Here is a 22,055-nt window from a genome sequence, read left to right as displayed (position 1 = left end):
CCAGTCTATCCTGAGCGTCTCAACCGTCTTTCCAGTCCGTCAGCACCGTCTCCAGCGCCCCAGCACCGCCTCAGCAGCGCCGGTGAAGGGGGTTCTAAGGTTTACCCCGGAAAGCCGCAAGCAGAAAATCTTGAAAAATCGGAAAAAACTCTGTTTGAAAAATTTTCAACATATTTACAGTTACTTACCGAAGATTCCCTTCCCAAAACGAACACCCCAGGCCACCGTTTCGACGTGCATCCCAGGTTTTGCACAGGCTTACCCACAGACTCAGGCGGAATCGACCTGTCGGAATCGGTTGAGTGGGTTCGACAGCGGCAGACGCAGGGCCAGAAGGCCCAGAATCACGCTCAGATAGATCAGTGGCTCGATCTGGAACCCTTTCGCCAGCATCACGTAATGCAGCCCGCCCAAAATCGCAGCTGGATAGACCAGACGTTGTAGAACGCGCCAGCGTGGACCCAAACGGCGCACCGACAGATTATTTGAAGTCACAGCCAGGGGCAGCAGAAGAAGAAATCCGGCCATGCCCACCGTGATATAGGGACGTTTGAGGATGTCGGCCCAGATCTGGCTCAGCAGTTGCACATCCAAAACCAACCATACCAACAGATGCAGACTAACATAGACGAAGGTCAGCACCCCCAAAGCGCGACGGAACTTCGTCAGGTTCAGTCCCGAAAACCGCCGCAACGGGGACACCGCAAGCACGACAATCAACAGCTGTAACGCCAACTCACCATAGCGATGTTCCAGCGCCTCAATCGGATCAATGCCCAGCCCTCCGGTCAGACCCTGATAGAACAGCCACGGTGCCGGGATCAGGCCTAGCAGGTAGACAGCCCAAACAGGCACTCGGCGGAGTATCTGGTTCACGGTCTGCATGCGCTTAATAATATTCCGACAGATCCATGCCTTCGTAAAGACCGGCGACTTCGGCCTCGTAGCCGTTGAACATCAGTGTCGGAATACGTTTCGAGAACAGCCCGCCCCCGATGGTACGTTCCGACGCCTGAGACCAGCGCGGGTGATCCACATTCGGGTTCACATTACTATAGAAGCCATATTCGCGCGGATTGGCCATGTTCCAGCTTGTCGGAGGCTCAACGTCCGTCAGGGTAATCCGAACAATCGACTTGATCGACTTGAAGCCATATTTCCACGGCACGACGAGTCGAAGAGGTGCGCCGTTTTGGTTCGGAATTGGACGATCATAGATGCCTGTCGCCATGATCGTAAGCGGGTGCATCGCCTCATCCAACCGCAATCCTTCGCGATAGGGCCAATCGAGCACCGGGTATTGCACGCCGGGCATCTCATCAGGACGGTATGCGGTTTCGAAGGCAACAAACTTGGCTCCTTCCTGCACTCCGGCCATGTTCAGCAGATCGGCCAGCTCAAACCCGTTCCAGGGCACCACCATTGACCAGGCCTCGACGCAGCGAAAACGATAGATGCGTTCTTCGACCGTCATCTCAGACATGATGTCCTTGAAATCATATTCGCCGGGACGGTCGACCAATCCATCGATCTGCACGCTCCAGGGTTCCGTTACCAGCGTGTGGGCGTATTTCGCAGGATCATCCTTGCGCGTACCGAACTCATAATAGTTGTTGTAAGACGTGATCTCTTCCCAGGTGTTGGGCACCAGATCCTCGGCCGCCTCTTCGGCCGCACCTTTCTGCGCCATCCCTGCCAAGCCGACACCTGCAAGCCCGGCCATCACCTGCCGCCGGTTCATAAACGCCGCCCGAGGGGAAACGTCTGCACGTGTCAAATTATTGGTCCAGCGATGCGCCATCTGCGTCTCCGTGATCGTTCTGTATTAGAGTCCAATTAGTGCGCTCATAGCACAGGACCAAGGCAACATGCGTCACGATTGGGAGAAGAGGCTGTAATGTATCCGCCACTCGGGAAACTCATATTGAGAGATAACGGTAAAGATTCGCGCGATTTCGAGCGTTTTTGCCAACAAGACCTAGCGTCAAGGTTGATATTCCCGCTAGCCAATGCCCAATCCGGAAGCGTAAGTTTTCTAAGGGCGCGAAGGGACAGAGTAGGCTGCCGTATATGGCTGGCATCGCAGTTGGCGCCAAGGGAAACGACGAGAATACGATCGGAAAGGACGAGACATGAAAACGAAAATGCTTGCGGGCTTGTCGCTGGTGCTGTTCATCGCTGCCTGCGCTGAGAATGAAACATATCCCATCAGCGGCTGCGATTCGAATGAAACATTCCCGGTAACCTGCGAGGAAATCGGCGACGACACTGGCCTGGACGAAAGCAACGCTCAGGATCTGAACGCCCTTCCGTCGGGCACCTGATCACGCATGATCTAAAAACCGAACACGTCGATGTTCGCACAATAACCCGCCATTCATCGGCGGGTTATTCGTTTTCAGCCCACCAGTTTCTCCCAAAATATCCTTTTAATTCAATAATATGAATTTTAAATACAACAGATTAAGCCTTTACAGGCCATTTCCCAGCCTTGCACTCTGATTGCCGGGTACGCTGAAAATTCGAATGATCAGCCCCGGATCTAACGCTGGACAGGGAGAAGACGAATATGTGTGACATCTGTGTAATGAATGCGGTCAAGGACCGAATGCTTTCACGGCGCAGTTTCTTCAAGGCCGCCGCTGCGTCGGGTGTGGCCGTTGCCGCCGGAGGGGTCACCGCACCCGCCGCTATGGCCTCAGGGCATGGCAAGGTCGAGGATATGACCCACACGATCAGCCCCGATTTCCCGACCTATTTCGGAGAGCCGGGCTATTCCGCCGAACAAATCTACAGCTTCGGCGAACACGGCTTCAATCTTCAGCGGATCACAGTGAACGAACATACCGGTACCCATGTCGATGCACCACTGCATTTCTCGGCGGATGGGGCGTCGGTGGATGAAATTCCGGTCTCTGACCTGATCGCCCCACTATGTGTGGTCGATATTGCCGCCCGCGCGGCTGAGGACGCAGATACGCTGCTGACACCCGATGACCTAAAGGCATGGATGGCCAGTCACGGCGATATTCCGGACGGGGCCTGTGTGGCCCTGTATTCTGGCTGGGCCGCCAAGGTCGATAGCGACGCCTATCGCGGGTTTGACGGGCAGGCACAGCACTATCCCGGTTTCCACGTCGAGGCGGCACAGATGTTGATCGAGGAAACTGGTGCACGCTCAATCGCCTCGGACACGCTGTCACTGGACCACGGCCCCTCGGCAACCTTTGATACGCACTATGCGTGGTTATCCACCGGTCGTTTCGGGATCGAAAATATCGCCGGGCTGGACCGCATTCCGGCCTCTGGCGCAACGCTCGTCGTCGGCGCGCCGACACATGCGGGCGGAACCGGCGGACCCGCGCGCATTTTTGCGATGGTTTGACAAGTTCTGTCAAACGATAGCCAGTGGAAAGAGCTCTACGAAACAGAAAAACCCGCCGTGAAGGCGGGTTCTTCCTTTTGTCTCAGTGCACGACCGCGTCATTTGGCCTTGGGCGGTCCGAGGTGCCCAGGCGGTCGCCGATGATCAGGCCATCCGAACCTGCCGAGACAGGGACGGTTTCACCATCCTTGATTTCACCGGCCAGCAACGCCTCGGCCAGCGGGTTCTGAAGCGCGCGTTGGATCACGCGTTTCAGCGGACGCGCGCCAAAGACCGGGTCATAGCCTTCATCGGCCAACCATTGCTTGGCACCATCATCCAGCGCCAGCTCGATCTTGCGGGCGGCCAGTCGTTTCTGCAGACGTGCCATCTGGATATCGACGATGCCATCCATGTCGGCCCGCTTGAGCCGGTCAAAGATGATGGTCTCATCCAGACGGTTGAGGAATTCGGGCCGGAAATGGGCTCGGACCGCATCCATCACATCCCGCCGCGCCTGCGCACTGTCGGCTCCTTCGGGCAACTGGCTAAGCGCCTGCGACCCAAGGTTCGACGTCAGGATGATCAGCGTCTGTTTAAAATCCACGGTGCGGCCCTGACCATCGGTCAGCACACCATCATCGAGAACCTGCAACAGCACGTTGAACACATCCGGGTGCGCCTTTTCGACCTCGTCAAACAGCACGACCTGATAGGGCCTGCGCCGCACGGCCTCGGTCAGCACGCCACCTTCGTCATACCCTACATAGCCCGGAGGGGCACCGATCAGACGGGCGACCGCATGCTTCTCCATGAACTCGGACATGTCGATGCGCACCATCGCGTTGTCGTCGTCGAACAGAAAGTTCGCCACGGCCTTGGTCAGCTCGGTCTTACCCACACCGGTCGGGCCGAGGAACAGGAACGAACCCAAGGGGCGGTTCTCGTCATTCAGGCCAGCCCGCGCACGGCGCACGGCGTTGGCGACGGCGGTGACGGCGGCATCCTGACCGATCACGCGGGAATGCAGGTCGTCTTCCATCCGCAGCAGTTTCTCGCGCTCGCCTTCCAGCATCTTGGCTGTCGGGATACCGGTCCAGCGTTCAACGACCGAAGCGATTTGCTCGGGGCGCACTGTTTCTTCCGCCGTCATCGCGTTGCTTTCGCTGTTCTCAGCGTCGGCCAACTGATTTTCAAGCTGGGGAATAACGCCATAGGACAACTCACCCGCCTTGGCGAGGTTTCCTTCGCGCTTGGCAATCTCAAGATCAGCCCGGGCCTTGTCGAGCTGTTCTTTCAGATCACGCGCACCCGCGAGCTTATCACGCTCGGCCTGCCACTGGGCGGTCATCTCGGCGGATTTCTCCTGCAAATCGGCCAGATCCTTTTGCAAGGTTTCCAGACGATCCTTCGAGGCCGCGTCATCTTCCAGCTTCAGCGCCTCTTCCTCGATCTGCATTTGCAGAATCTGGCGGTCCAACTGGTCCAGTTCTTCGGGCTTCGAATCCACCTCCATCCGCAGACGCGACGCTGCCTCATCAACAAGGTCGATGGCTTTGTCGGGCAAGAAACGGTCGGTGATATAGCGATGCGACAGCGTCGCCGCCGACACCAACGCCGAGTCTGAGATGCGCACGCCGTGGTGAAGCTCGTACTTTTCCTTGATGCCGCGCAGGATGCTGATCGTATCCTCGACCGTCGGCTCCTGTACCATTACGGGCTGGAACCGGCGCGCAAGGGCCGCGTCTTTTTCGACGTATTTGCGGTACTCATCCAGCGTGGTCGCGCCGATGCAATGCAGCTCACCCCGCGCAAGCGCTGGCTTGATCAGGTTCGCCGCATCCATCGCGCCGTCGGATTTACCAGCGCCGACCAGCGTGTGCATCTCATCAATGAACAAGATGATCTCACCCGCCGCTTCGGTCACTTCGGTCAGCACGGCCTTGAGGCGTTCTTCGAACTCACCACGGTACTTCGCACCGGCAATCAGCGCTCCCATGTCGAGCGCAAGCAGCTTCTTGTCCTTCAGCGATTCTGGCACGTCACCGTTAATGATGCGCAGGGCCATGCCCTCGGCGATCGCGGTTTTACCCACGCCGGGCTCACCGATCAGAACCGGGTTGTTCTTGGTTCGACGCGACAGAACCTGCATCGAGCGGCGGATTTCCTCATCCCGCCCAATGATCGGATCGATCTTGCCTTCGGCCGCAGCCTCGGTCAGATCGCGCGCATATTTCTTGAGTGCGTCATAGCCTTCTTCCGCCGACGCGGTATCGGCTGTGCGCCCCTTGCGGATATCGTTGATCGCCTCATTCAGTTTCTGCGCGGTCACGGCACCATCTTCCAAAGCCTCTTTAGCCTTGGATTTCACCATGCACAGCGCCATCAGAATGCGTTCGACAGGGACAAAACTGTCGCCCGCCTTGGTTGCAATCTTTTCGGCCTCGGCAAGAACCTTTGCGGTCTGGCCGTCCAGATAGACCTGACCTGTGTCGCCTTTGACCTTTGGAATGCGCGCCATCGAAGCGTCCAGCGCATTCACCACACGGCTGGGCGCACCACCGGCCCGCGTGATCAGGTTGCTGGCCAGCCCCTGATCGTCATCCATCAATGCTTTCAGCAAATGTTCGGGCGTCAGACGCTGATGCTCTTCCCGCATCGCAATAGTCTGCGCCGCTTGCACGAAACCCCGTGCCCGCTCGGTGAACTTGTTCAAGTCCATTTTATTCTCCTTTTCCAAGCGCCCTGTTTTGATGCGCCCGCCTGGCGGCACGCGTCGGTTTTGGGCCTCACATTCAATCTGGGAAATATCTGTCCCGGTTCAAGAGGCGGAGGCGTATATTCGACCCCTATCTGCGCGGCACGGAATAGACCGCATAGCCCCCCGTTTCCGCCACCTGTCGCGCGCCGTACATGTCGACCAGAGACTGAGCCGCACTGCCGCCTTCGGGGCAAGACACAAGGTCCGCCGCATCGTCTAGAAAGTCGACGGTAAAGGCCGTTTCACCCGTGATCTGACAATCGTCATCGGTCGAACGATACCCTCGCACCAGACGCAGGTTTTCGTTGGTGGGCGTTCTGACCACTGTATCGGCAGCCTCGGTTTCCAGCGGCATGTCCTGACATCCGGCCAACACCAGTGCAAACGCGGCGGGCACAAGTTGTTTCATTCGCAAATCCGTTCCTTCAATGCGCGCTTAGTATAGCACAGTCTGAATGCGCTGCCGTGATCTGAATCACCTACCCATCCCACATGGACACAGACCCACAAACCCGCTAGGACGCAGACGTTTGCCAAAAAACGGAGCACCCCCATGTCCGACGACCGCCTGATCGTAGCCCTAGATGTCCCGAACGCCCTGCAAGGTCTGGCCATGGCCGAGCGGTTGGGAGACAGCGTTTCCTTCTATAAGATCGGGCTCGGCATGCTAACGGGCGGCGGGTTGGCGCTGGCCAATGAGCTGAAGCAGGATCACGGCAAGCGCATTTTTCTGGACATGAAGCTGTTCGACATCGGCAACACGGTCGAAAACGCGGTGCGTGGGTTGGCGCAGTTCGATCTGGATTTCCTCACAGTTCATGGCGATCCCCACGTGGTGCGCGCCGCGAAAGAGGGCGCCTCGGGCAAGGATCTGAAAATCCTGGCTGTAACCATCCTGACCTCGCTGAATCGCGACGATCTGGACGCCAGTTTGTTGAAGGCGGGCGATGTGCAGGAGCTGGTGGTGGAACGCGCAGCCAAGGCGCTTGAGGCCGGGGCAGATGGCGTCATCGCCAGCCCGCAAGAGGCTGCGCTGATCCGCGCCCTACCCCAGGCCGAAGGTCGGTTGATCGTCACCCCCGGCGTCCGTCCGGCAGGGGCTGCACTTGGCGATCAGAAACGCGTCGCTACCCCGGCCAGCGCTATTGCAGATGGCGCAGACCACATCGTTGTGGGTCGTCCGATCTATCAGGCAGAGGACCCGAAAGCCGCCGCCCAAGCGGTTCTTGCCGAGTTAAATTCCTTGACACGGCACTAAACGCGGACGTCAGAAACCGTCAAAAACACCGGTTTCTGGCTGCCAAACAGTTGACCTAACGTCACTTTTAATGAAAACCGCGCCAAATCGTCCCTGTGCCCGAAAACACACATGAAAACTGCCTGTTTTCCTTGTGTGAACTCGATCCTATCGAAACTTCTGTTTTTCAGCGAATCTGGTCTTGTGATACTCCCCGCGGACCGTCTCTTCCTGAGGTCCGTCACCTCCCCCCGCAACGCGCGGGGGGTCTTCTTTTCCACCAGATCGCACCTGAAATCCGGCCTTGGGCTTTTGCGTGGCTGTGGGGTTGGTATAGTTGCGCTCATGAACCGATCGCTTTGAAGGCGGGAAGACATCCATGCCCGGTCTTTGCCGAGATTGCCTGACCACAGTCACCGATGACAGGCGCTGCCCCGCGTGTGGCAGCCCGCGGATCAAGTCGCATCCAGAGCTGTTCGACCTGACAATTGCGCATATGGATTGCGACGCCTTCTATGCCTCGGTCGAAAAACGGGACAACCCAGAACTGGCCGATAAGCCGGTCATCATCGGTGGCGGTAAGCGCGGGGTTGTGTCCACGGCGTGCTATGTGGCCCGTATTCGCGGCGTGCGCTCGGCCATGCCCATGTTCAAGGCGTTGCAACTCTGCCCTGATGCGGTGGTGATCAAACCACGCATGTCCGTCTACGCTGAGGTTTCGCGCAATATCCGCAAGATGATGGATGAACTGACCCCGGTCGTTGAACCCCTGTCGCTGGACGAGGCCTTCATGGACCTCTCTGGCACCGAACGCCTGCACGGAGCGCCACCGGCGGTGATGCTGGCGCGTTTGGTCAAGCGCATGAAAGACGAGCTGGGCGTGACCGGGTCAATCGGACTTTCGCACAACAAGTTTCTGGCCAAGGTAGCCTCGGATCTGGACAAGCCACGCGGGTTTTCAGTGATTGGCCGGGCTGAGACGGCAGAGTTTCTGCATGACAAACCAGTGCGCCTGATCTGGGGTATCGGCCCCGCCGCGCAGGAATCGCTGGACCGTGCCGGTATTCGCAGTTTCTCGGACCTGTTGCGCTGGGATCAGGAGGCGTTGACGGCCAGATTTGGCGCGATGGGCTATCGGCTGTGGCATCTGGCCCGCGGTCAGGACAAACGCCGCGTTTCGGCCCATGAACCTATGAAATCCATCAGCAATGAGACGACCTTTTTCGAAGACACCGCCAGCCTCGACATTCTGGACGGACATCTTTGGCGCATGTCGGAAAAGGTCGCCGACAGGGCCAAGGCCAAAGGGCTAGCGGGGCGGGTCGTGACCCTTAAACTGAAACGAGCCAACCACAAGATCATCACGCGACGGGTATCCCTGCGGGACCCAACCCAGATTGCTGATCGTATATATCGCACGGCGCGCGCGCTGTTCGATCAGGTCGGGGAACAGGGGCCATACCGGTTACTGGGCTGTGGTCTGTCGGATTTGTGCCCGGAACATCAGGCCGATATCTCGGGCGATCTGCTGGATCCTGGTGCCGCCCAAAGATCACAGGCCGAGCGTGCCACGGACGAAATTCGCCGCCGCTTCGGGACCGACGCTATCGTGAAAGGACGGGCGCTGCGCTGATCCTATTCGGCCGCCAGACGCAGGGGCTCTTCGCCGATCTGGACGACATCGCGGATGACCTGCCGCAACAGTGTGCGGAACTCGGCGAAATTGCCGTTAGGTTCGATCCGGTCTTCATCCATATATAGCGCTCGGTCGATCTCGATCTGAACCGCATGTTGGTTGCGCGCGGGGCGTCCATAGGTTTGGGTCACATAGGCCCCCGCAAACGGAGCGTTGCGCACGACCGTCAGGCCGGCAGCGACAAAGGCCGCTTCGATCCGGTCAACCACCTCGGTTGAGGCTGACGCACCAAACCGGTCGCCGAGCACAACTTGCGGCCGTTTGGCTTTGGGGCCACTGGCCATGGCAACCGCCTCGTGCGGCATCGAGTGGCAATCAATCAAAACCGCCTGCCCGAACTTGGCATGCGATTCGGCCAAAAGTGATTTCAGGCGGGCGTGGTAGGGACGCCAGCACGTGTCGATCCGCAGCCGCGCCTCGTCCATCGTCAGCTTGCCACGGTAAATCGCGCGCCCATTTGCCACTACGCGGGGAATCACGCCCAGGCCCGAGGCAACACGCGGATTGTGCCCTTGCCGCCGCGCACCTTGGATCAGCGCAGGATCCAGTTCCTCTGAACTGCGGTTGAGGTCCAGATACGCCCTTGGTTTCGTGGCCGATATCAGCGGTGCCCCGAAATCTGCAACAGGCGAGAACAGCTGATCGACGAACGCATCTTCCGAGGACCGAATCGCATTTCGGTTCAAAACCGTGCGTTTCAGCAAACTTTCGGGATAGTTCCGCCCGCTATGCGGAGACGAAAACACCACACAAGACGTGCGCTTGGCGGGCATATCCAGTACATAGGCGGCGTTCTGCATGGTGACTCCTTGTTCGGACTGAACATAGACTGGAAAATAGTTCAACCAAACCCCTTGAACCCCTTTGCGACTCCTTTTATAGACCCCGCTACCGGCGCGGGGATCCGCGCCCCATTTCGTTATGGGGCAGGGCACGCAAAGGGAAAGTGGGCGGTTAGCTCAGCGGTAGAGCACTTCGTTGACATCGAAGGGGTCACAAGTTCGATCCTTGTACCGCCCACCATGATTTCACTGTTCCGGTTTTCCGGGACACCCGCTAACCCAGGCGCTGGCCACGTCCTTGATGAAGGCGCCGCAGATTGGAGACAGACCCATGAAGGTCAAGAACTCGCTCCGCTCGCTCAAGAACCGGCACCGCGATTGCCGGGTTGTGCGTCGCAAAGGCCGCGTCTACGTGATCAACAAGACGCAGCGCAAGTTCAAAGCTCGCCAGGGCTAAGAACGGCACGAACCGATTTGAAAAAACCGCGCCTTTGGGTGCGGTTTTTTTGTTGACGCGTGAAAACTCGGAAATTGGTGATTTTGCTCAATTCCCGTCCGCGCGTGCTGAAACACCAAACGCCGCGACACCGCATCTCTGCGACCCCTTTGATACAGCTATATTTTTCGCGGGTTCTCTCACACCCCGCGGGCCGTTCTATTGATGTATTGGGGTGTTTTTGTTTCAGATGCTCACATTCCCTCGACGCGATGTGAATTGGCAGCGCCCACTTAGTCTGCGCAGCATCTTGCAGTCGTTGAACGAGATAGGAAATTCGCCATGACAATCAAACGCCGCCAATTCGTGAAACTGGGGCTGGCTTCCGCTACCGCAGTCGCACTGGGAACGCCGTCTGCATTCGCCGGGGATAAGGAACGCACCGGCAGCCTCTCCGGTCGCAGCGGCTATAAGGTGAAGGGAACAGTTTCCGTATCCGGCGACACCGTCACCCTCAAGAGCGACTATGTGTTCGACCCCAACAAGAACCCGCCGGATATCAAGATCGGCTTCGGCAATGGTGAGAAATACGCAAAGGGTTCGAAGATCCACGACAAACTGACCGTGAAAAAGGGCGAAGCATCGTTCAAGATCCCGGCTGGAATCGACGTTTCGAAATACAACGAACTTTACATCTACTGCGAAAAGTTCACTGTGATTCTGGCAGTTGCACCGCTCAGCTAAGCCACATACACGCTTTTTTTCGAGATCCGCCTGCACATGTGGGCGGATTTCTTTTTGCCCAAGTCACCGAGGGTAGACGTGTATAGTCAGGATTCCTTCTTTGATTTATCGACAAGGGGACAGGTGGGGCTTGCGTTGCTCAGCCTCATTCTGTTTGTCCTGATGGTGTATCTGACCCGGCGTGGTTTGTATCGATTTCCTTTTTGGGCAAGGATGTCCGGGGCTATGATCCTCTTTTGGCTGTTCGTGTGGGTTTCGCCGCAAATCTACTACATGTATTACCGCATGATCATTCCGGACTTGCCCCTTCAATGGGTCATCTGGCCACTACGAGACCCGGTTAAACCGCTGCAGATGCTGCTCTTCTCGTATCAGAGCACCCTCAGCTCGCATGGCCAGGGTATCCTCGGTTGGGCAATCATTCTGGCAGCTACCCTTCCGCGCTCGCGATCCATCTAAAGGGTTGTGGAAATAGAAACCGGCCCCCGCCCGAAACACTACACTCAATAATCAGAATCAGGCCGCACTTTGCCAGCGACCATTTGACCAACTAATTTTGTCGGAATTCCTTGCATCCCAGTCAGAATCGTTTAATTGACCAAATCAGTCGGGTTATCACCCGCCACGACATTCAAAGTTGGGACATATGATGCTGAAATCCTCTACCTGTATCGCCGTCGCGCTGACGGCCCTGATTGCCACCTCTGCTGCTGCCGAGGGAGAGCTGAACCTTTATTCTTCGCGCCACTACGACACGGACGAACGCCTCTATTCCGATTTTGAAGAGGCCACAGGCATCACCATCAACCGCATCGAAGGCAAGGCCGACGAATTGATTGCACGTATGGAAGCGGAAGGCGCGAACTCTCCCGCCGATATCCTGCTGACCGTTGACACTTCGCGTCTAGCGCGCGCCAAGAATGCAGGCATCCTGCAAGCCATCGACAGCGCGGTTCTGGAAGATCGCATCCCGGCCAACCTGCAAGACGAAGACAATCAGTGGTACGGTTTCTCGCAGCGCGCGCGGATCATTTTCTTTGATAAGGCCGACGTGGCAACCCCGCCCGCCAGCTATCTGGATCTGGCCAAACCCGAATACAAAAGTCTGATCTGCATCCGGTCGTCCAGTAACACCTATAACCAGACGCTGCTGGCCTCGATCATCACCAACCATGGTGCCGAGGCAGCCAAGACCTGGGCCGAAGGCGTTGTCGCCAACATGGCGCGTGACCCGCAGGGCGGCGATACCGACCAGCTGCGCGGGATCGTTTCGGGTGAATGCGAGATTGCCGTTTCGAACTCGTACTACTTTGCCCGCGCGCTGCGTAAGGACGTGAAGGGCCTGAGCGCGGATATCGACATGATCGGTATTCAGTTCCCCGCACAAGACGCGGAAGGTGCTCATATGAATCTGTCGGGCGCAGGTGTTGCTGCCCATGCCCCAAACAAAGAGAACGCGGTGAAATTCCTGGAATACCTCGCGGGCGAACAGGCGCAGGTGTATTTCTCGAACGGCAATGATGAATTCCCCGCCGTCGAAGGCGTGGCACTGGCCGATAACGTCGCCTCTTTGGGTGAATTCAAAGCGGATGAGGTGAACTTGTCCGAGGTTGCCAAGAACATCCCCGAGGCGCAGAAGATCTTCAACGAAGTCGGCTGGAAATAATCCTTCAATCCGGCGAGTGAGGGAAGAGCGCGGTTTTCCGCGCTCTTTTCTATTTACATCACATTATTTTAAAACGAATATCTCACAAACGGAAATGATTCTCATATTTGAAACATGCTGGATGACCTCTCGAATCGACTAGCCAACCGTCTGAATGAACTGCGCCGCACGCGGGGTTGGTCACTGGATCAGTTGGCAGATCACAGCGGTATCAGCCGCGCCACCCTGTCGCGAATGGAAAAAGGAGACGTCAGCCCGACGGCCGAAACGCTTGGTCGGTTATGCGCTGCTTACAGCTTAACGATGTCCCGACTGTTGATGATGGTCGAAGACAGTTTTGCCCCGCGTGTACCTTTTGAACGGCAACCGGAATGGCACGACCCCGAGACCGGATTTACCCGCCGCTCGGTCTCACCCCCCGCCAATGGGCTGAGCGGTGAAGTCCTTGAGGGCCACCTGCCACCCGCAACGGTGATCAGCTATGACGCGCCGCCGAAACCAGGGCAGGAGCACCACCTGATCATGTTGGACGGCGCCTTGACCCTGACCGTCGATGACGTCTCACACGACCTGACGGGCGGGGACTGCCTGCGCTATCACCTGTCCGGCCCCACCCGGTTTGAAACGCCAAGCACGCGCGGTGCACGATACCTATTGGTGCTAATATGATCGCCCGACTGACAGAACCAGAACTTGAAAGCGCGCTCGGCGACCTGACGGACATTCTGCACGCCTGTGTGCAGGACGGGGCCAGCGTCGGCTTTGTCTTACCCTTCCCCCCAGAACAGGCCCGAGCCTATTGGCACGACCACGTCTGGCCCGGCGTCGCGGCAAATACGCTGGACCTGTTCGCCGCGCTGCAGGACGGGCGCATCCTGGGAACGGTACAACTGGCCCCTGCTTTGATGCCAAACCAGCCTCATCGCGCGGACGTGGCCAAATTGCTGGTACATCCCGACGCCCGTCGGCGTGGGCTGGGTCGGGCGTTGATGATCGCGTTGGAGCAGCGTGCCGCGCAGATCGGGCGGACGATGCTGGTTCTGGACACGCGCAGCTCAGATCCCTCGCGCGTGTTGTATCAAAGCCTCGGCTTTCAGATCGCGGGCGAAATTCCGAACTATTGCCGCAACCCGTTCGAGGATTTGCTGGAGCCCACGACCTACATGTACAAGGATCTGTCCTAAGCGTTGGTCTTGCGGACATTCGCCGCAAAGCAGTAGCCGATCCCGTGCACGGTCTTGATATAGGTCGGCGCAGCGGGATCGGGTTCGATCTTTTTGCGCAGACGCATGACGTGGACGTCAATGGTGCGATCGCCAACAACGGTTTCACGTCCGCGCGCCTTGTCCAGCAACTGGTCGCGGGAAAACACCATATGCGGGTTCGAGACAAAAGCGTGCAACACGTCGAACTCGGTCGTGGTCAGGTCCGCCGCAGCGCCGTCGCCGCCTGCGGTCAAGGTCCGTTCGTTCACGTTCAGCACCCAATCCCCGAACGTGATCAAGGGCGCATCCGCGCCATTGGCGAGTTTTTCGTCGGGCTTTGCCCGGCGCAGAACGGTGCGGATACGAGCCAGAACCTCGCGCGCCTCGAAGGGTTTGGTGATATAGTCGTCGGCCCCGAATTCCAGTCCGACCACGCGGTCGAAAATCTCATCCCGGCCCGAGAGGACTATGATGGGGATGTTGGAATTCACCCGCAACTCGCGCGTGATGTCAAAACCGTTGCGTCCGGGCAGACCTATATCCAGCAGGATCAGATCGACGCTGACCTTGGTCAGAACCGCATCCATCGCATCGCCATCCGCGGCGCACGTGACCTGACATCCCTGCTTCTCAAGGTAGCGTTGCAGGAAAGACCTGATCTGCGGGTCGTCGTCGACCACAAGGATATGTTCTTGAACCATATTTCCAGTCCGGTGCGGGCGAGTTGAGCATGCGCGCCAATGTTTAAGTCACAGCGTTCCGCCACATGCAAGCCAGCAGGGGCGGAACGCTGGCATATGGCGATGGGAACTAGAACCTCAGGAAGGTAAGTCCATGACCTTCCGACAATTCCTCTGTCTCGGCAGGGATCACGGCCAGACCATCTGCCTGCGCCAACAGCGCCACCCGGCCACTGTAGGACGGCGCCATCAGCCGCAGGCGTGGCGTGCCGTCGGGCGTCCGGCCCTCGATGGTGACAGGGCGGTATTCCTGACGTCCGGCACGCCGGCGCAGCGGTTCGGCCAGAACGGCCTGTTGGGGTGTTTGCGAGGCATGGTGCAGTCCGGCACGGCGGGCCATCATTTGCGATCCGATGATCTGCCATGTCACATAAGCCGAAACCGGATTACCCGGCAGACCCACATAAAGCGCGTTCCCGCGCCGCCCGAACATGATCGGTTTACCCGGCTTCATCGCCACTTTCATCACATCGACCTGACCGCCGATTTCCCCGAACACACGGGGCATGTGATCTTCGTCACCGACCGAGACGCCACCCGTGGTGATGATCAGATCGGCACTGTCGCAGGCCTCGCGCAGCACTTGTTCAAGCTTGGCAGGATTGTCCTCGACCGGGCCCTTGTCAGTCAATGCTATCCAAGGTTTGTCCAACAGCGCCCGCAGCATATAGCGGTTCGAATTGTAAATCTGCCCCGGTCCCAACGTCTCGCCGGGTTGTTTCAATTCGCTACCGGTGGAAAAGATTGCGACTTTCAGCTTGCGATAAACCGTAACCTCTCCGTATCCGGCCGAGGCCAGCGCGGCGACCTCGCGCGCGGTGATCTCACAGCCGCGGCGAAGGATAGGCGCGTCCGCTTTCAGGTCTTCACCCGCGCGGCGGATATGCTGGCCCGGCTTGGGTCGGCGGGAAAAGCGGATACCGTAGATCAGAGCGTCGCAATCTTCCTGCATCACCACGGCGTCGAAATCCGGCGGAACCGGCGCACCAGTGAATATCCGCAGGGCGCTGCCCGCAGGCGCGTCGTGCGCGCCGCTGTCTCCCGCCGCGATTCGCCCAGCAAGCGGCAGCTCGAACAACGGGCCGTTGCCCAGATCACATGTCCGCACTGCGTAGCCATCCATGGCCGAATTGTCGAAGGCGGGCATATCCACCTTGCTGGTACAATCTTGCGCCAGAACGCGCCCAATGGCGTCGATCAGCGGCAGGGTTTCGGTATCCGTCAGTGGATCGGCCACCGACAGACCACGCCGCAGCGCATCCTCAACAGTCAAGTACATATGGGCGTGGCGGTCGCAGGCGCATCCATCAGCCATTTTGAGCCTCCATTTCAGCAAAGAGTTCTTCGAAACCTGCCCGCTCGGCCTCGCCCAGCTCGGACAGATGGGCCTTGGCCTCCTCAAGGTTCGCGTCGGGGTCGCCGACCACCAGCAGCATGACCATTCCGTGACGGCCATGCACGCGGCAGCGGATGCCGTAGACGCCTTCTTTGTCGAAGGTCAGGTCCAATTCGGGTTTTCCCCGGATCTCGAACGCGCGGGCACCCACAGGGATCATGCGAAGGATTGACGTGACCGTGTGACGCCCTGTCGATCCTTTGAACCGCACCGTCGCGCCCGCTTGGACATGCAACAGCTTGGGTTCAAACCTAAACGCATGGGCCGGGGTATCGGCATTCGGGTCGATGATCTGGTGGACCACAGCGATTTCGGGGATATCCTCGGCCCAAGCAGGCGCAACAGCCAGTGCGCCTGCCAATATCGCTGCACCTAGTTTCAGCGATGATGTCATCTGTCCCTCCGGGCCTTTCAGGCCGCCTGTGAGGGTTCTCCCAGCAGGTCAGCCAGCGCGCTGATCATCACCGGCCATTGCGCGCGTCGGTCTTCGTCGCGCAGCTCGGCCAGCAGTTCGCGGCCAATGGATACGATCGCAGGGGTGCTGTCCTTGACATAGGTCACAATCCGCTGCTCGGGGTTGGCCAACAGGAAGGGCACGATGGCCGCCCCCGCCTGATCGGGCGCGGTTTCCGACAAGAGCCGCATGGCCGCCTGCCGCACGGGGGCCGAGATATCATCCAGCAGGCTACGCGCCACGTCTGGGGTGCCATCCCATCGGGTCAGGATATGCATCGCGTCGATGCGGAAAGCAGTATCGCCGGTTTTCACCATCGCACGCAGTTTGCCGCGCAAGCTATCCTGCGGTGGCAGATCAGCCTGTTGCAGCAGCTTCAGCGCCTGCTGGGACAGGGCGGAATCTGTGTGCGACAACCCCTTGGTGATCAAATCGACCAGCTGGTCTTGATCCAATTCCGCACCATGGCGAGCGACGGCCACGCCCAGCGCGGCAAACGCCTGCTGCGCGATCTCGGTTTCCGGGTCTTGGGCGATCTGGGCCAGCATGACCTGCATCCCTTTGACCTCGCCCAGCAGGCGGATGGCGGACATGCGGGTTTCGCGCTGCAACGCATCCGCATCGTCGTCCAGCGCCACGCGGCGGCGTTTGGGGTGGCGGGTCGCCTTGGCCAGCAGCGCCTGTTCGCGGGGGGTGAGGGGTTGGACCTCATCCTCTTGCGCTTCCTGAGTCATCTCGGCGGCAATCGCGTCATGCCCCAGAATCGCTCCAAGGCTTGAGGTCGGGCCGTTCTCACCGCCTTCGGAGACGTCCAGACCGGCCTCTTCCAGCGCGGCGATGTCGGTTTGCGGGGTCTCTGCGGGTTCCTCGTCTGCGGCCACAGGCATCGGGGCCAGAGCAAAGGACAGCAGCAACTCGCGCCCTTGCTGCTGGTTCACATGTGGACGATCGGCATCCGTGACGATCATCGCCAGCGATGCCACCGCCTTGAGCCGCACCGACCGGAACGGAGACCGGCACGCACGTTGCAGCCATTCCGCCGCCTCACGCAGAGGCGAGGTCGCCAGCGCATCGACAATGGCCCATTGCAAGCGCTCGGCCTTGAGGTCATCAGCCTCGACCAAGAACAGCGCGTTCAGCCGATCCGCCACCAGTTCCGGGGCCAGCGCCGCCAGCAGGCCCAGCGCCTGTGCGGACACTTCGGGCTGTTGACCGGTGGCGAGGAAATCCAACACCTGCCAGCGCAGATCGTCCTGATCGGGAATCGGCGAGGTGCGATCCAGTCGGTCGAGCAGCGCCAGCTGCACCTTGGCACCAGGATCACGCATCATGCGATCCAGCAGTTCGGGTTCCGAAAAGCCAGACTGGTTCAGCGCTGCTATGCGGATATCTTCGACCGCATCCGTCAGGGCCTGTTCGACCAGTTCCGGGTCGTTTGGCATCAGCGCCTCATAGGCGATCAGACGCACGGCCCCGTCCTTGTCGTTGGTGGCTTTGCGTAGGATCGCTTCGGCTTCGGCCCCGCCGATGGTGGCCAGAGTGCGCAGGGTACGGTGGCGCAGGCGGCGGTTCGAGGATTGGGTGAACACGCCCAGCGTCGGCACGGAAGCCTCACCAATCCGGCCCAGCGCCTCGCAGGCCACATCGCCCAGTTCCTGCCCGTCTTCGTCCATCAGGGCCATGACGATGGGTTCGATCGCCGCCACATCGCCCATCCGGCCCAACGCTTTGATCGAGGCGATCTGGGTGTCCAGCCAATCGTCCCATTCGTCCTGGTGCAGCTCGTCCTCGTCCCATGTGATCTCCTCGCCGCGCCCGGCGACAAGGGTGCGTAGGTAAGGCGCGGCGTCTACGGATTTCAACTCGGCCAGAGCGGTGACGCAGGCCAGTTTGACCTCGCCACAGGGATCGTGGATCAGGTTTTCCAGCAGTTGCGGTGCTGCGTCCTGAACGCCCAGCGCGCCCAGTGCCTGGGCTGCGTCCTGGCGGACGTCTTCGTCATCGTCCAAAAGCGCCTCGACCAAGGCCGGGCTGTTGGCGGCGCCAATGGCACTCAGGGCCTGAATTGCGCGCAGGCGGATCACGTCATAGTCGGATTTTGCGTAGTCCGAGAACAGGATGGTGGCCTCATCTCGCAGGGCGGTATCGGAATGTATGTTCATATCGGGTCTGCCATGTTTTGCGTTGGGAAAGGTTGGGTGAAAGGGGAAGGCAGGTGTCCCAACCGATACCTGCCTTCCAGGTGGTCCCTTCTGCAGTGGGACCAGACCCGAGGGGCAGCATGGCGACCGCCCCCCGGAAACACGTCAGGCGATGTCGCGCGGCGCAAAGGACATCGTGCGGAACGAGGTCTTGTAGGGGCTCGGCCCCAGTTTCCGCAGCTTGGCAACGCCCATCTTGTAGTTGTAGTTGCCACTGATCCAGTCGACGATCCGGCCCTCAAGCGCGTTCGCGGGCTGCTGCATGTGCAGGAAGTCCATGTAGACCACGCTTTTCTTGATGGCGGGCGTGACCATGGCCACGGCTGTGATCGCCGCTTTGGTCAGTTCGATATGCCCGTTCTCCATCAGTTTCGAGAACTGGAAGTCGTCGCCTTCCACACCCAGCAGCGTGTGCTTGTTACCCGGAACGCGTTCCGAATAGACCATCACATAGTCGCCGCTTTCGATGCCACGCTCGGCTGCATCGTCGGGGTGAATCTCAACCCAGTTTTCCGGCCAGCGCTGCACGATATACGGGCGGCGGCGGTCGTCAAAGCCGGACTGCCAGCGTTCGTTGATCCGGCCGGATGTGGCCCACAGCTCGCCTTCTTCCTTGTTGGGTTTCAGCCATTCCCAATAGTCCGAGAACAGGCCCCAAGGCGATTTCTGGATGTTGCACTTGCCGGTCTGGCTGTTGAAATGCGTCAGCTTCTTGTTGAACACATCCGCGCCAGCCGCACCGGTATCGGGCAGTTCGCGGGTTGTGTCGTGCAGACGCTTGGTTTCAATCAGCGTGACCCCATCGGTATCCAGCATGACCGGGCATTGAACCCCATCAGTGCCAAACTCACGGACCTTCTGGTGCAGGGTCTTGCCCTCTTGCTTGGCCAGACGATGCACCGCATGGAAGTCCTTTCGCGACCCGCGGGTAAAGCGCACGGCCTCTTCCGCGACCTCGTTCGAGTTCTGCCAGTCGAACCCGTCAAAGCCCATCCGCTGTGCAAGTTGCGCAATGATCCACCAGTCCGGTTTCGCCGCACCGGGGGCATCATAGAACTTCTGATACAGACGCAGGCGGCGTTCGCCATTGGCGCGCAAAAAGTCCTCTTCGCCCCAGGTTGCTGCCGGGAACACGATGTCGGCGTAGCGGTTGCCGATCGGGTCCTGCAGATAGATGTCTTGGTTGATCACCACCATACCGCCGCTGTCGGCGCGGGCCTTCAGCGTGTCGATCATCTCTTGCTTGTCGAAAGAGGCGATCTGATGTGGGTTGCGGACGGTCAGTTCCTCGAACTTGTCGGCCAGTTGCTGGCTGCCGCACATGGACTGGATCCAGGTGGTGCCGATCACGTGTGCCATACGGGTATGACCTGCGATCAGATACCGGTCGGTATCCATGGCGCGGCGACGGCGACCGGGCAGTTTCTCGGGCGATTTGTTGCGCGGGTATTTCCCGCCCTTCACGCCGCCCCGCTGGTGACCACCGGCCCGGCCAATGACTTGACCCGGACGACCGCCACAGCCACAGATGATGCCCAGCGCGGAAATCGCCTGTGTGTTGCCGGTGTTGTTGGACCAGTAGAACCCTTTCTCGATCATGACCGAGGTTTTGGGCCGTGTGCCATCCGCCTTGGGTTTGGCCAGCCATTCGGCGGCAGTATAGATTTTCTGCACGTCGATTTCAGCCATGGCGGCAGCATTTTCAGGCGAGAACTCGTCCTGCGACAGCAGCCACTCTTTCCAGTCTTCAAAGCCTTTGGTCTGGAACTTGCCCCAGGTCGTACGCCACTGCCATGGCGTGTTCCGGGTGCCCTGACCGAAGCCGGATGAGCTTTCCCACTTGTTGTTGACCCATTTCTTGATCCAGTCGCTGTCTTCCCAGCCATTTTCCACGATGACGCGGGCAATGGCGTTGACGACCAGCAGGTCAGTACCAGGCAGAACGTCGATGTGCAGGCCGCCCATCTTGACCGCATGGGCCACACCGGCCGAGCTGCGCGGGATCAGATAAATCTCTTTCTGACCGTTCTGCATCCCCTTCATCATCCACTGGGTATAGAGGATGGTCTTGGTCTCATACGGGTCAGTACCGCAAACCAGAAGGGTTTCCGCATCGCGCCAGTCCTCGTAGGACGGGCCGAAGTTGTCGAAACCCGCATCCCGGAAACCGGGGGTCGAGGTCACGTCGGACGGCGTGTCGTGGAAGGTGAAGTTCGCGGTGTTGATGTGGCGCAGCGCGTATTTCGAGATCGCATAGGTGTTCTCGATATACTGATAGCTGAAGGTTTTCACGCCATAGGCATTGGTGCCGTGTTTGGCGATGACGTGGTTGCCCACCTCGGCTGCCACATCCAGCGCCAGATCCCACGGAACCGGCATCAGCGTGCCATAGATCCGCATCAGCGGTGTCTTCAGACGGTCACGTGTCGGTGTCTGCGGGTTATAGCACTTCTGCGCGATACACCCGCCCCGCAAGGAGCTGTCGCCGTCGGTGTTGACGTATTGCGTGTCCTTGTCAGGAATGATCACCACATGGTGCGGCTGACCTTTGTGCAGAACGATATTGTGCTGGTTCGGCGCGACCCAGGCACCCAGCGGTGCAACGGGGAAATCCTCGCCAAATGCGTTTTCGTCTGCAGTGGGGCCACCGGGTTTGGCCGTCACCGGCCAGCGGTAGACTTTGTAGCCACAGGCCACGATGCAATAGTCGCAGGCGGTCGAGATGACCTCGGCGCCTTTGGGCGGCAGCGGGACGTTGGTTTCGGGTACGTAATACGGGGTTGCCATGATTCCGTTTCCCTTATGCAATGAGGTTGTCGTAGCGGCCGTAGATCAGGCCGAACATGCCGACGGCGTAGATGTCATCACCGTCCAGTTCCAAAAGGACCTGCGGCAGCGACTGATAGGCTTGCCCCGAAACGAGGATGCCGTGCCGTGTCACGTCATAGGTGGACAGGTGCAGCGGGCACGGGCCCAGCACCTTATGTTCGGGTTTGTAGCTGTCATACATCGACCCGCCCTGGTGGGTGCAGGTGAGGTTGAAGGCCACAACGTCCTTTTGCGGACCGATGCCACCGCCGCTTTCCACGCCGGTCTTGACCAGAATCGAGTCCGAGTAGTCGCCCTCATCGGGGTAGTAGAACTCGACCGGGACATCCTGTTCCAGCTCGGAGAGTTTGCCGATCAGCTTGCGCGGATAGGTGGACACAAGGGCAGGAACCTGTTCGGCCTGGCCGTGGCGAGTGGGCATGGCCACCATCACGGCAAAGGTTGTTGCGCCCGAGGCGAACAGGAACTGGCGGCGGTTCACGGTGCAGGCCTTTTTGGCCTCGCCAGAACAGCTGCATCCGGTTGCGTTATGATCTTTCATGAC

21 protein-coding genes and 1 tRNA gene are annotated in these 22,055 nt (G+C 59.2%); 11 read left to right on the top strand and 11 right to left on the bottom strand.

Annotated elements, in window-relative coordinates:
* Nucleotides 1-270 precede the first annotated feature (270 nt).
* Together msrQ and msrP are read right to left on the bottom strand one after the other, a co-directional pair.
* Nucleotides 271-885: a protein-methionine-sulfoxide reductase heme-binding subunit MsrQ gene (gene msrQ, locus ACR0DB_RS14580; protein ID WP_480551830.1), complete on the bottom strand. Its 615-nt coding sequence runs from the start codon at nucleotides 883-885 to the stop codon at nucleotides 271-273.
* Nucleotides 886-889: 4 nt separating this feature from the next.
* Nucleotides 890-1,801, bottom strand: coding sequence for a protein-methionine-sulfoxide reductase catalytic subunit MsrP (gene msrP / locus ACR0DB_RS14575; protein WP_480551828.1), 912 nt, complete (start codon nucleotides 1,799-1,801; stop codon nucleotides 890-892).
* Nucleotides 1,802-2,132: 331 nt separating this feature from the next.
* On the opposite strand from msrP, the gene ACR0DB_RS14570 reads away from it, so the two are divergent.
* Both ACR0DB_RS14570 and ACR0DB_RS14565 read left to right on the top strand, forming a co-directional pair.
* Nucleotides 2,133-2,324 (top strand): hypothetical protein, encoded by a 192-nt coding sequence (locus tag ACR0DB_RS14570; RefSeq protein ID WP_170775519.1) that lies wholly within the window; start codon nucleotides 2,133-2,135, stop codon nucleotides 2,322-2,324.
* A gap of 245 nt (nucleotides 2,325-2,569) precedes the next feature.
* Complete coding sequence (locus tag ACR0DB_RS14565; RefSeq protein WP_170775517.1) at nucleotides 2,570-3,385, top strand: cyclase family protein; 816 nt, start codon at nucleotides 2,570-2,572, stop codon at nucleotides 3,383-3,385.
* Between the two features lie 82 nt (nucleotides 3,386-3,467).
* Here ACR0DB_RS14565 and clpB read toward each other — a convergent pair whose 3' ends face one another.
* Both clpB and ACR0DB_RS14555 read right to left on the bottom strand, forming a co-directional pair.
* Complete coding sequence (gene clpB, locus ACR0DB_RS14560; protein ID WP_170790497.1) at nucleotides 3,468-6,086, bottom strand: ATP-dependent chaperone ClpB; 2,619 nt, start codon at nucleotides 6,084-6,086, stop codon at nucleotides 3,468-3,470.
* A gap of 127 nt (nucleotides 6,087-6,213) precedes the next feature.
* A complete protein-coding gene (locus ACR0DB_RS14555) occupies nucleotides 6,214-6,534 on the bottom strand; it encodes a hypothetical protein (RefSeq protein ID WP_480551825.1) in 321 nt (106 codons plus the stop codon).
* Between the two features lie 144 nt (nucleotides 6,535-6,678).
* On the opposite strand from ACR0DB_RS14555, the gene pyrF reads away from it, so the two are divergent.
* The gene (pyrF, locus tag ACR0DB_RS14550; protein WP_170790495.1) at nucleotides 6,679-7,383 is read left to right on the top strand and encodes an orotidine-5'-phosphate decarboxylase; all 705 of its coding nucleotides are present in this window, start codon (nucleotides 6,679-6,681) and stop codon (nucleotides 7,381-7,383) included.
* A 358-nt stretch (nucleotides 7,384-7,741) separates the two neighbouring features.
* Nucleotides 7,742-8,995, top strand: a complete 1,254-nt coding sequence (locus tag ACR0DB_RS14545) for a DNA polymerase IV (protein ID WP_480551823.1) — start codon at nucleotides 7,742-7,744, stop codon at nucleotides 8,993-8,995.
* Between the two features lie 2 nt (nucleotides 8,996-8,997).
* Here ACR0DB_RS14545 and ACR0DB_RS14540 read toward each other — a convergent pair whose 3' ends face one another.
* A complete protein-coding gene (locus ACR0DB_RS14540) occupies nucleotides 8,998-9,858 on the bottom strand; it encodes an N-formylglutamate amidohydrolase (protein WP_170787480.1) in 861 nt (286 codons plus the stop codon).
* A gap of 148 nt (nucleotides 9,859-10,006) precedes the next feature.
* Between ACR0DB_RS14540 and ACR0DB_RS14535 the strand changes: the two genes are divergently transcribed.
* The 7 genes from ACR0DB_RS14535 (at nucleotide 10,007) to ACR0DB_RS14505 (ending at nucleotide 13,870) form a co-directional block, all read left to right on the top strand.
* Nucleotides 10,007-10,081: transfer RNA gene (locus tag ACR0DB_RS14535), tRNA-Val, on the top strand.
* A gap of 90 nt (nucleotides 10,082-10,171) precedes the next feature.
* A complete protein-coding gene (gene ykgO, locus ACR0DB_RS14530) occupies nucleotides 10,172-10,297 on the top strand; it encodes a type B 50S ribosomal protein L36 (protein WP_005648635.1) in 126 nt (41 codons plus the stop codon).
* A gap of 321 nt (nucleotides 10,298-10,618) precedes the next feature.
* Entirely contained in the window at nucleotides 10,619-11,020 is a 402-nt protein-coding gene (locus tag ACR0DB_RS14525; protein ID WP_170775506.1) for a DM13 domain-containing protein, read from the top strand.
* Nucleotides 11,021-11,098: 78 nt separating this feature from the next.
* Nucleotides 11,099-11,479 carry a hypothetical protein gene (locus ACR0DB_RS14520; protein WP_170775504.1) on the top strand — a complete coding sequence of 127 codons (381 nt, stop codon included), beginning with the start codon at nucleotides 11,099-11,101 and terminating at the stop codon, nucleotides 11,477-11,479.
* Between the two features lie 190 nt (nucleotides 11,480-11,669).
* Nucleotides 11,670-12,686: an extracellular solute-binding protein gene (locus ACR0DB_RS14515; RefSeq protein WP_480551821.1), complete on the top strand. Its 1,017-nt coding sequence runs from the start codon at nucleotides 11,670-11,672 to the stop codon at nucleotides 12,684-12,686.
* A 114-nt stretch (nucleotides 12,687-12,800) separates the two neighbouring features.
* Nucleotides 12,801-13,355, top strand: coding sequence for a helix-turn-helix domain-containing protein (locus ACR0DB_RS14510; RefSeq protein ID WP_480551819.1), 555 nt, complete (start codon nucleotides 12,801-12,803; stop codon nucleotides 13,353-13,355).
* A complete protein-coding gene (locus tag ACR0DB_RS14505) occupies nucleotides 13,352-13,870 on the top strand; it encodes an N-acetyltransferase family protein (protein WP_480551817.1) in 519 nt (172 codons plus the stop codon). The genes ACR0DB_RS14510 and ACR0DB_RS14505 overlap by 4 nt, the downstream gene beginning before the upstream one ends.
* Here the strand turns inward: ACR0DB_RS14505 and ACR0DB_RS14500 are convergent.
* The 6 genes from ACR0DB_RS14500 to ACR0DB_RS14475 all read right to left on the bottom strand — a co-directional run bounded on the left by ACR0DB_RS14500 (nucleotide 13,867) and on the right by ACR0DB_RS14475 (nucleotide 22,052).
* Complete coding sequence (locus ACR0DB_RS14500; RefSeq protein ID WP_480551815.1) at nucleotides 13,867-14,592, bottom strand: response regulator; 726 nt, start codon at nucleotides 14,590-14,592, stop codon at nucleotides 13,867-13,869. The two genes, ACR0DB_RS14505 and ACR0DB_RS14500, sit on opposite strands and share 4 nt — an antisense overlap.
* A gap of 109 nt (nucleotides 14,593-14,701) precedes the next feature.
* Nucleotides 14,702-15,946 carry a molybdopterin molybdotransferase MoeA gene (locus ACR0DB_RS14495; RefSeq protein WP_480551813.1) on the bottom strand — a complete coding sequence of 415 codons (1,245 nt, stop codon included), beginning with the start codon at nucleotides 15,944-15,946 and terminating at the stop codon, nucleotides 14,702-14,704.
* On the bottom strand, nucleotides 15,939-16,421 hold the full coding sequence (locus tag ACR0DB_RS14490) for a plastocyanin/azurin family copper-binding protein (RefSeq protein WP_480551811.1): 483 nt from the start codon (nucleotides 16,419-16,421) through the stop codon (nucleotides 15,939-15,941). Before ACR0DB_RS14490 ends, ACR0DB_RS14495 begins: the two co-directional genes overlap by 8 nt.
* 17 nt (nucleotides 16,422-16,438) lie before the next feature.
* Complete coding sequence (locus ACR0DB_RS14485) at nucleotides 16,439-18,643, bottom strand: HEAT repeat domain-containing protein (protein ID WP_480551809.1); 2,205 nt, start codon at nucleotides 18,641-18,643, stop codon at nucleotides 16,439-16,441.
* Nucleotides 18,644-18,787: 144 nt separating this feature from the next.
* The gene (locus ACR0DB_RS14480; protein ID WP_480551807.1) at nucleotides 18,788-21,469 is read right to left on the bottom strand and encodes an arsenate reductase (azurin) large subunit; all 2,682 of its coding nucleotides are present in this window, start codon (nucleotides 21,467-21,469) and stop codon (nucleotides 18,788-18,790) included.
* Between the two features lie 13 nt (nucleotides 21,470-21,482).
* Entirely contained in the window at nucleotides 21,483-22,052 is a 570-nt protein-coding gene (locus ACR0DB_RS14475) for an arsenate reductase (azurin) small subunit (protein WP_170724694.1), read from the bottom strand.
* Nucleotides 22,053-22,055 lie beyond the last annotated feature (3 nt).

It is taken from the genome of Ruegeria sp. AB6, from assembly GCF_056542685.1.
This window is presented reverse-complemented; position numbering and strand designations above follow the sequence as displayed.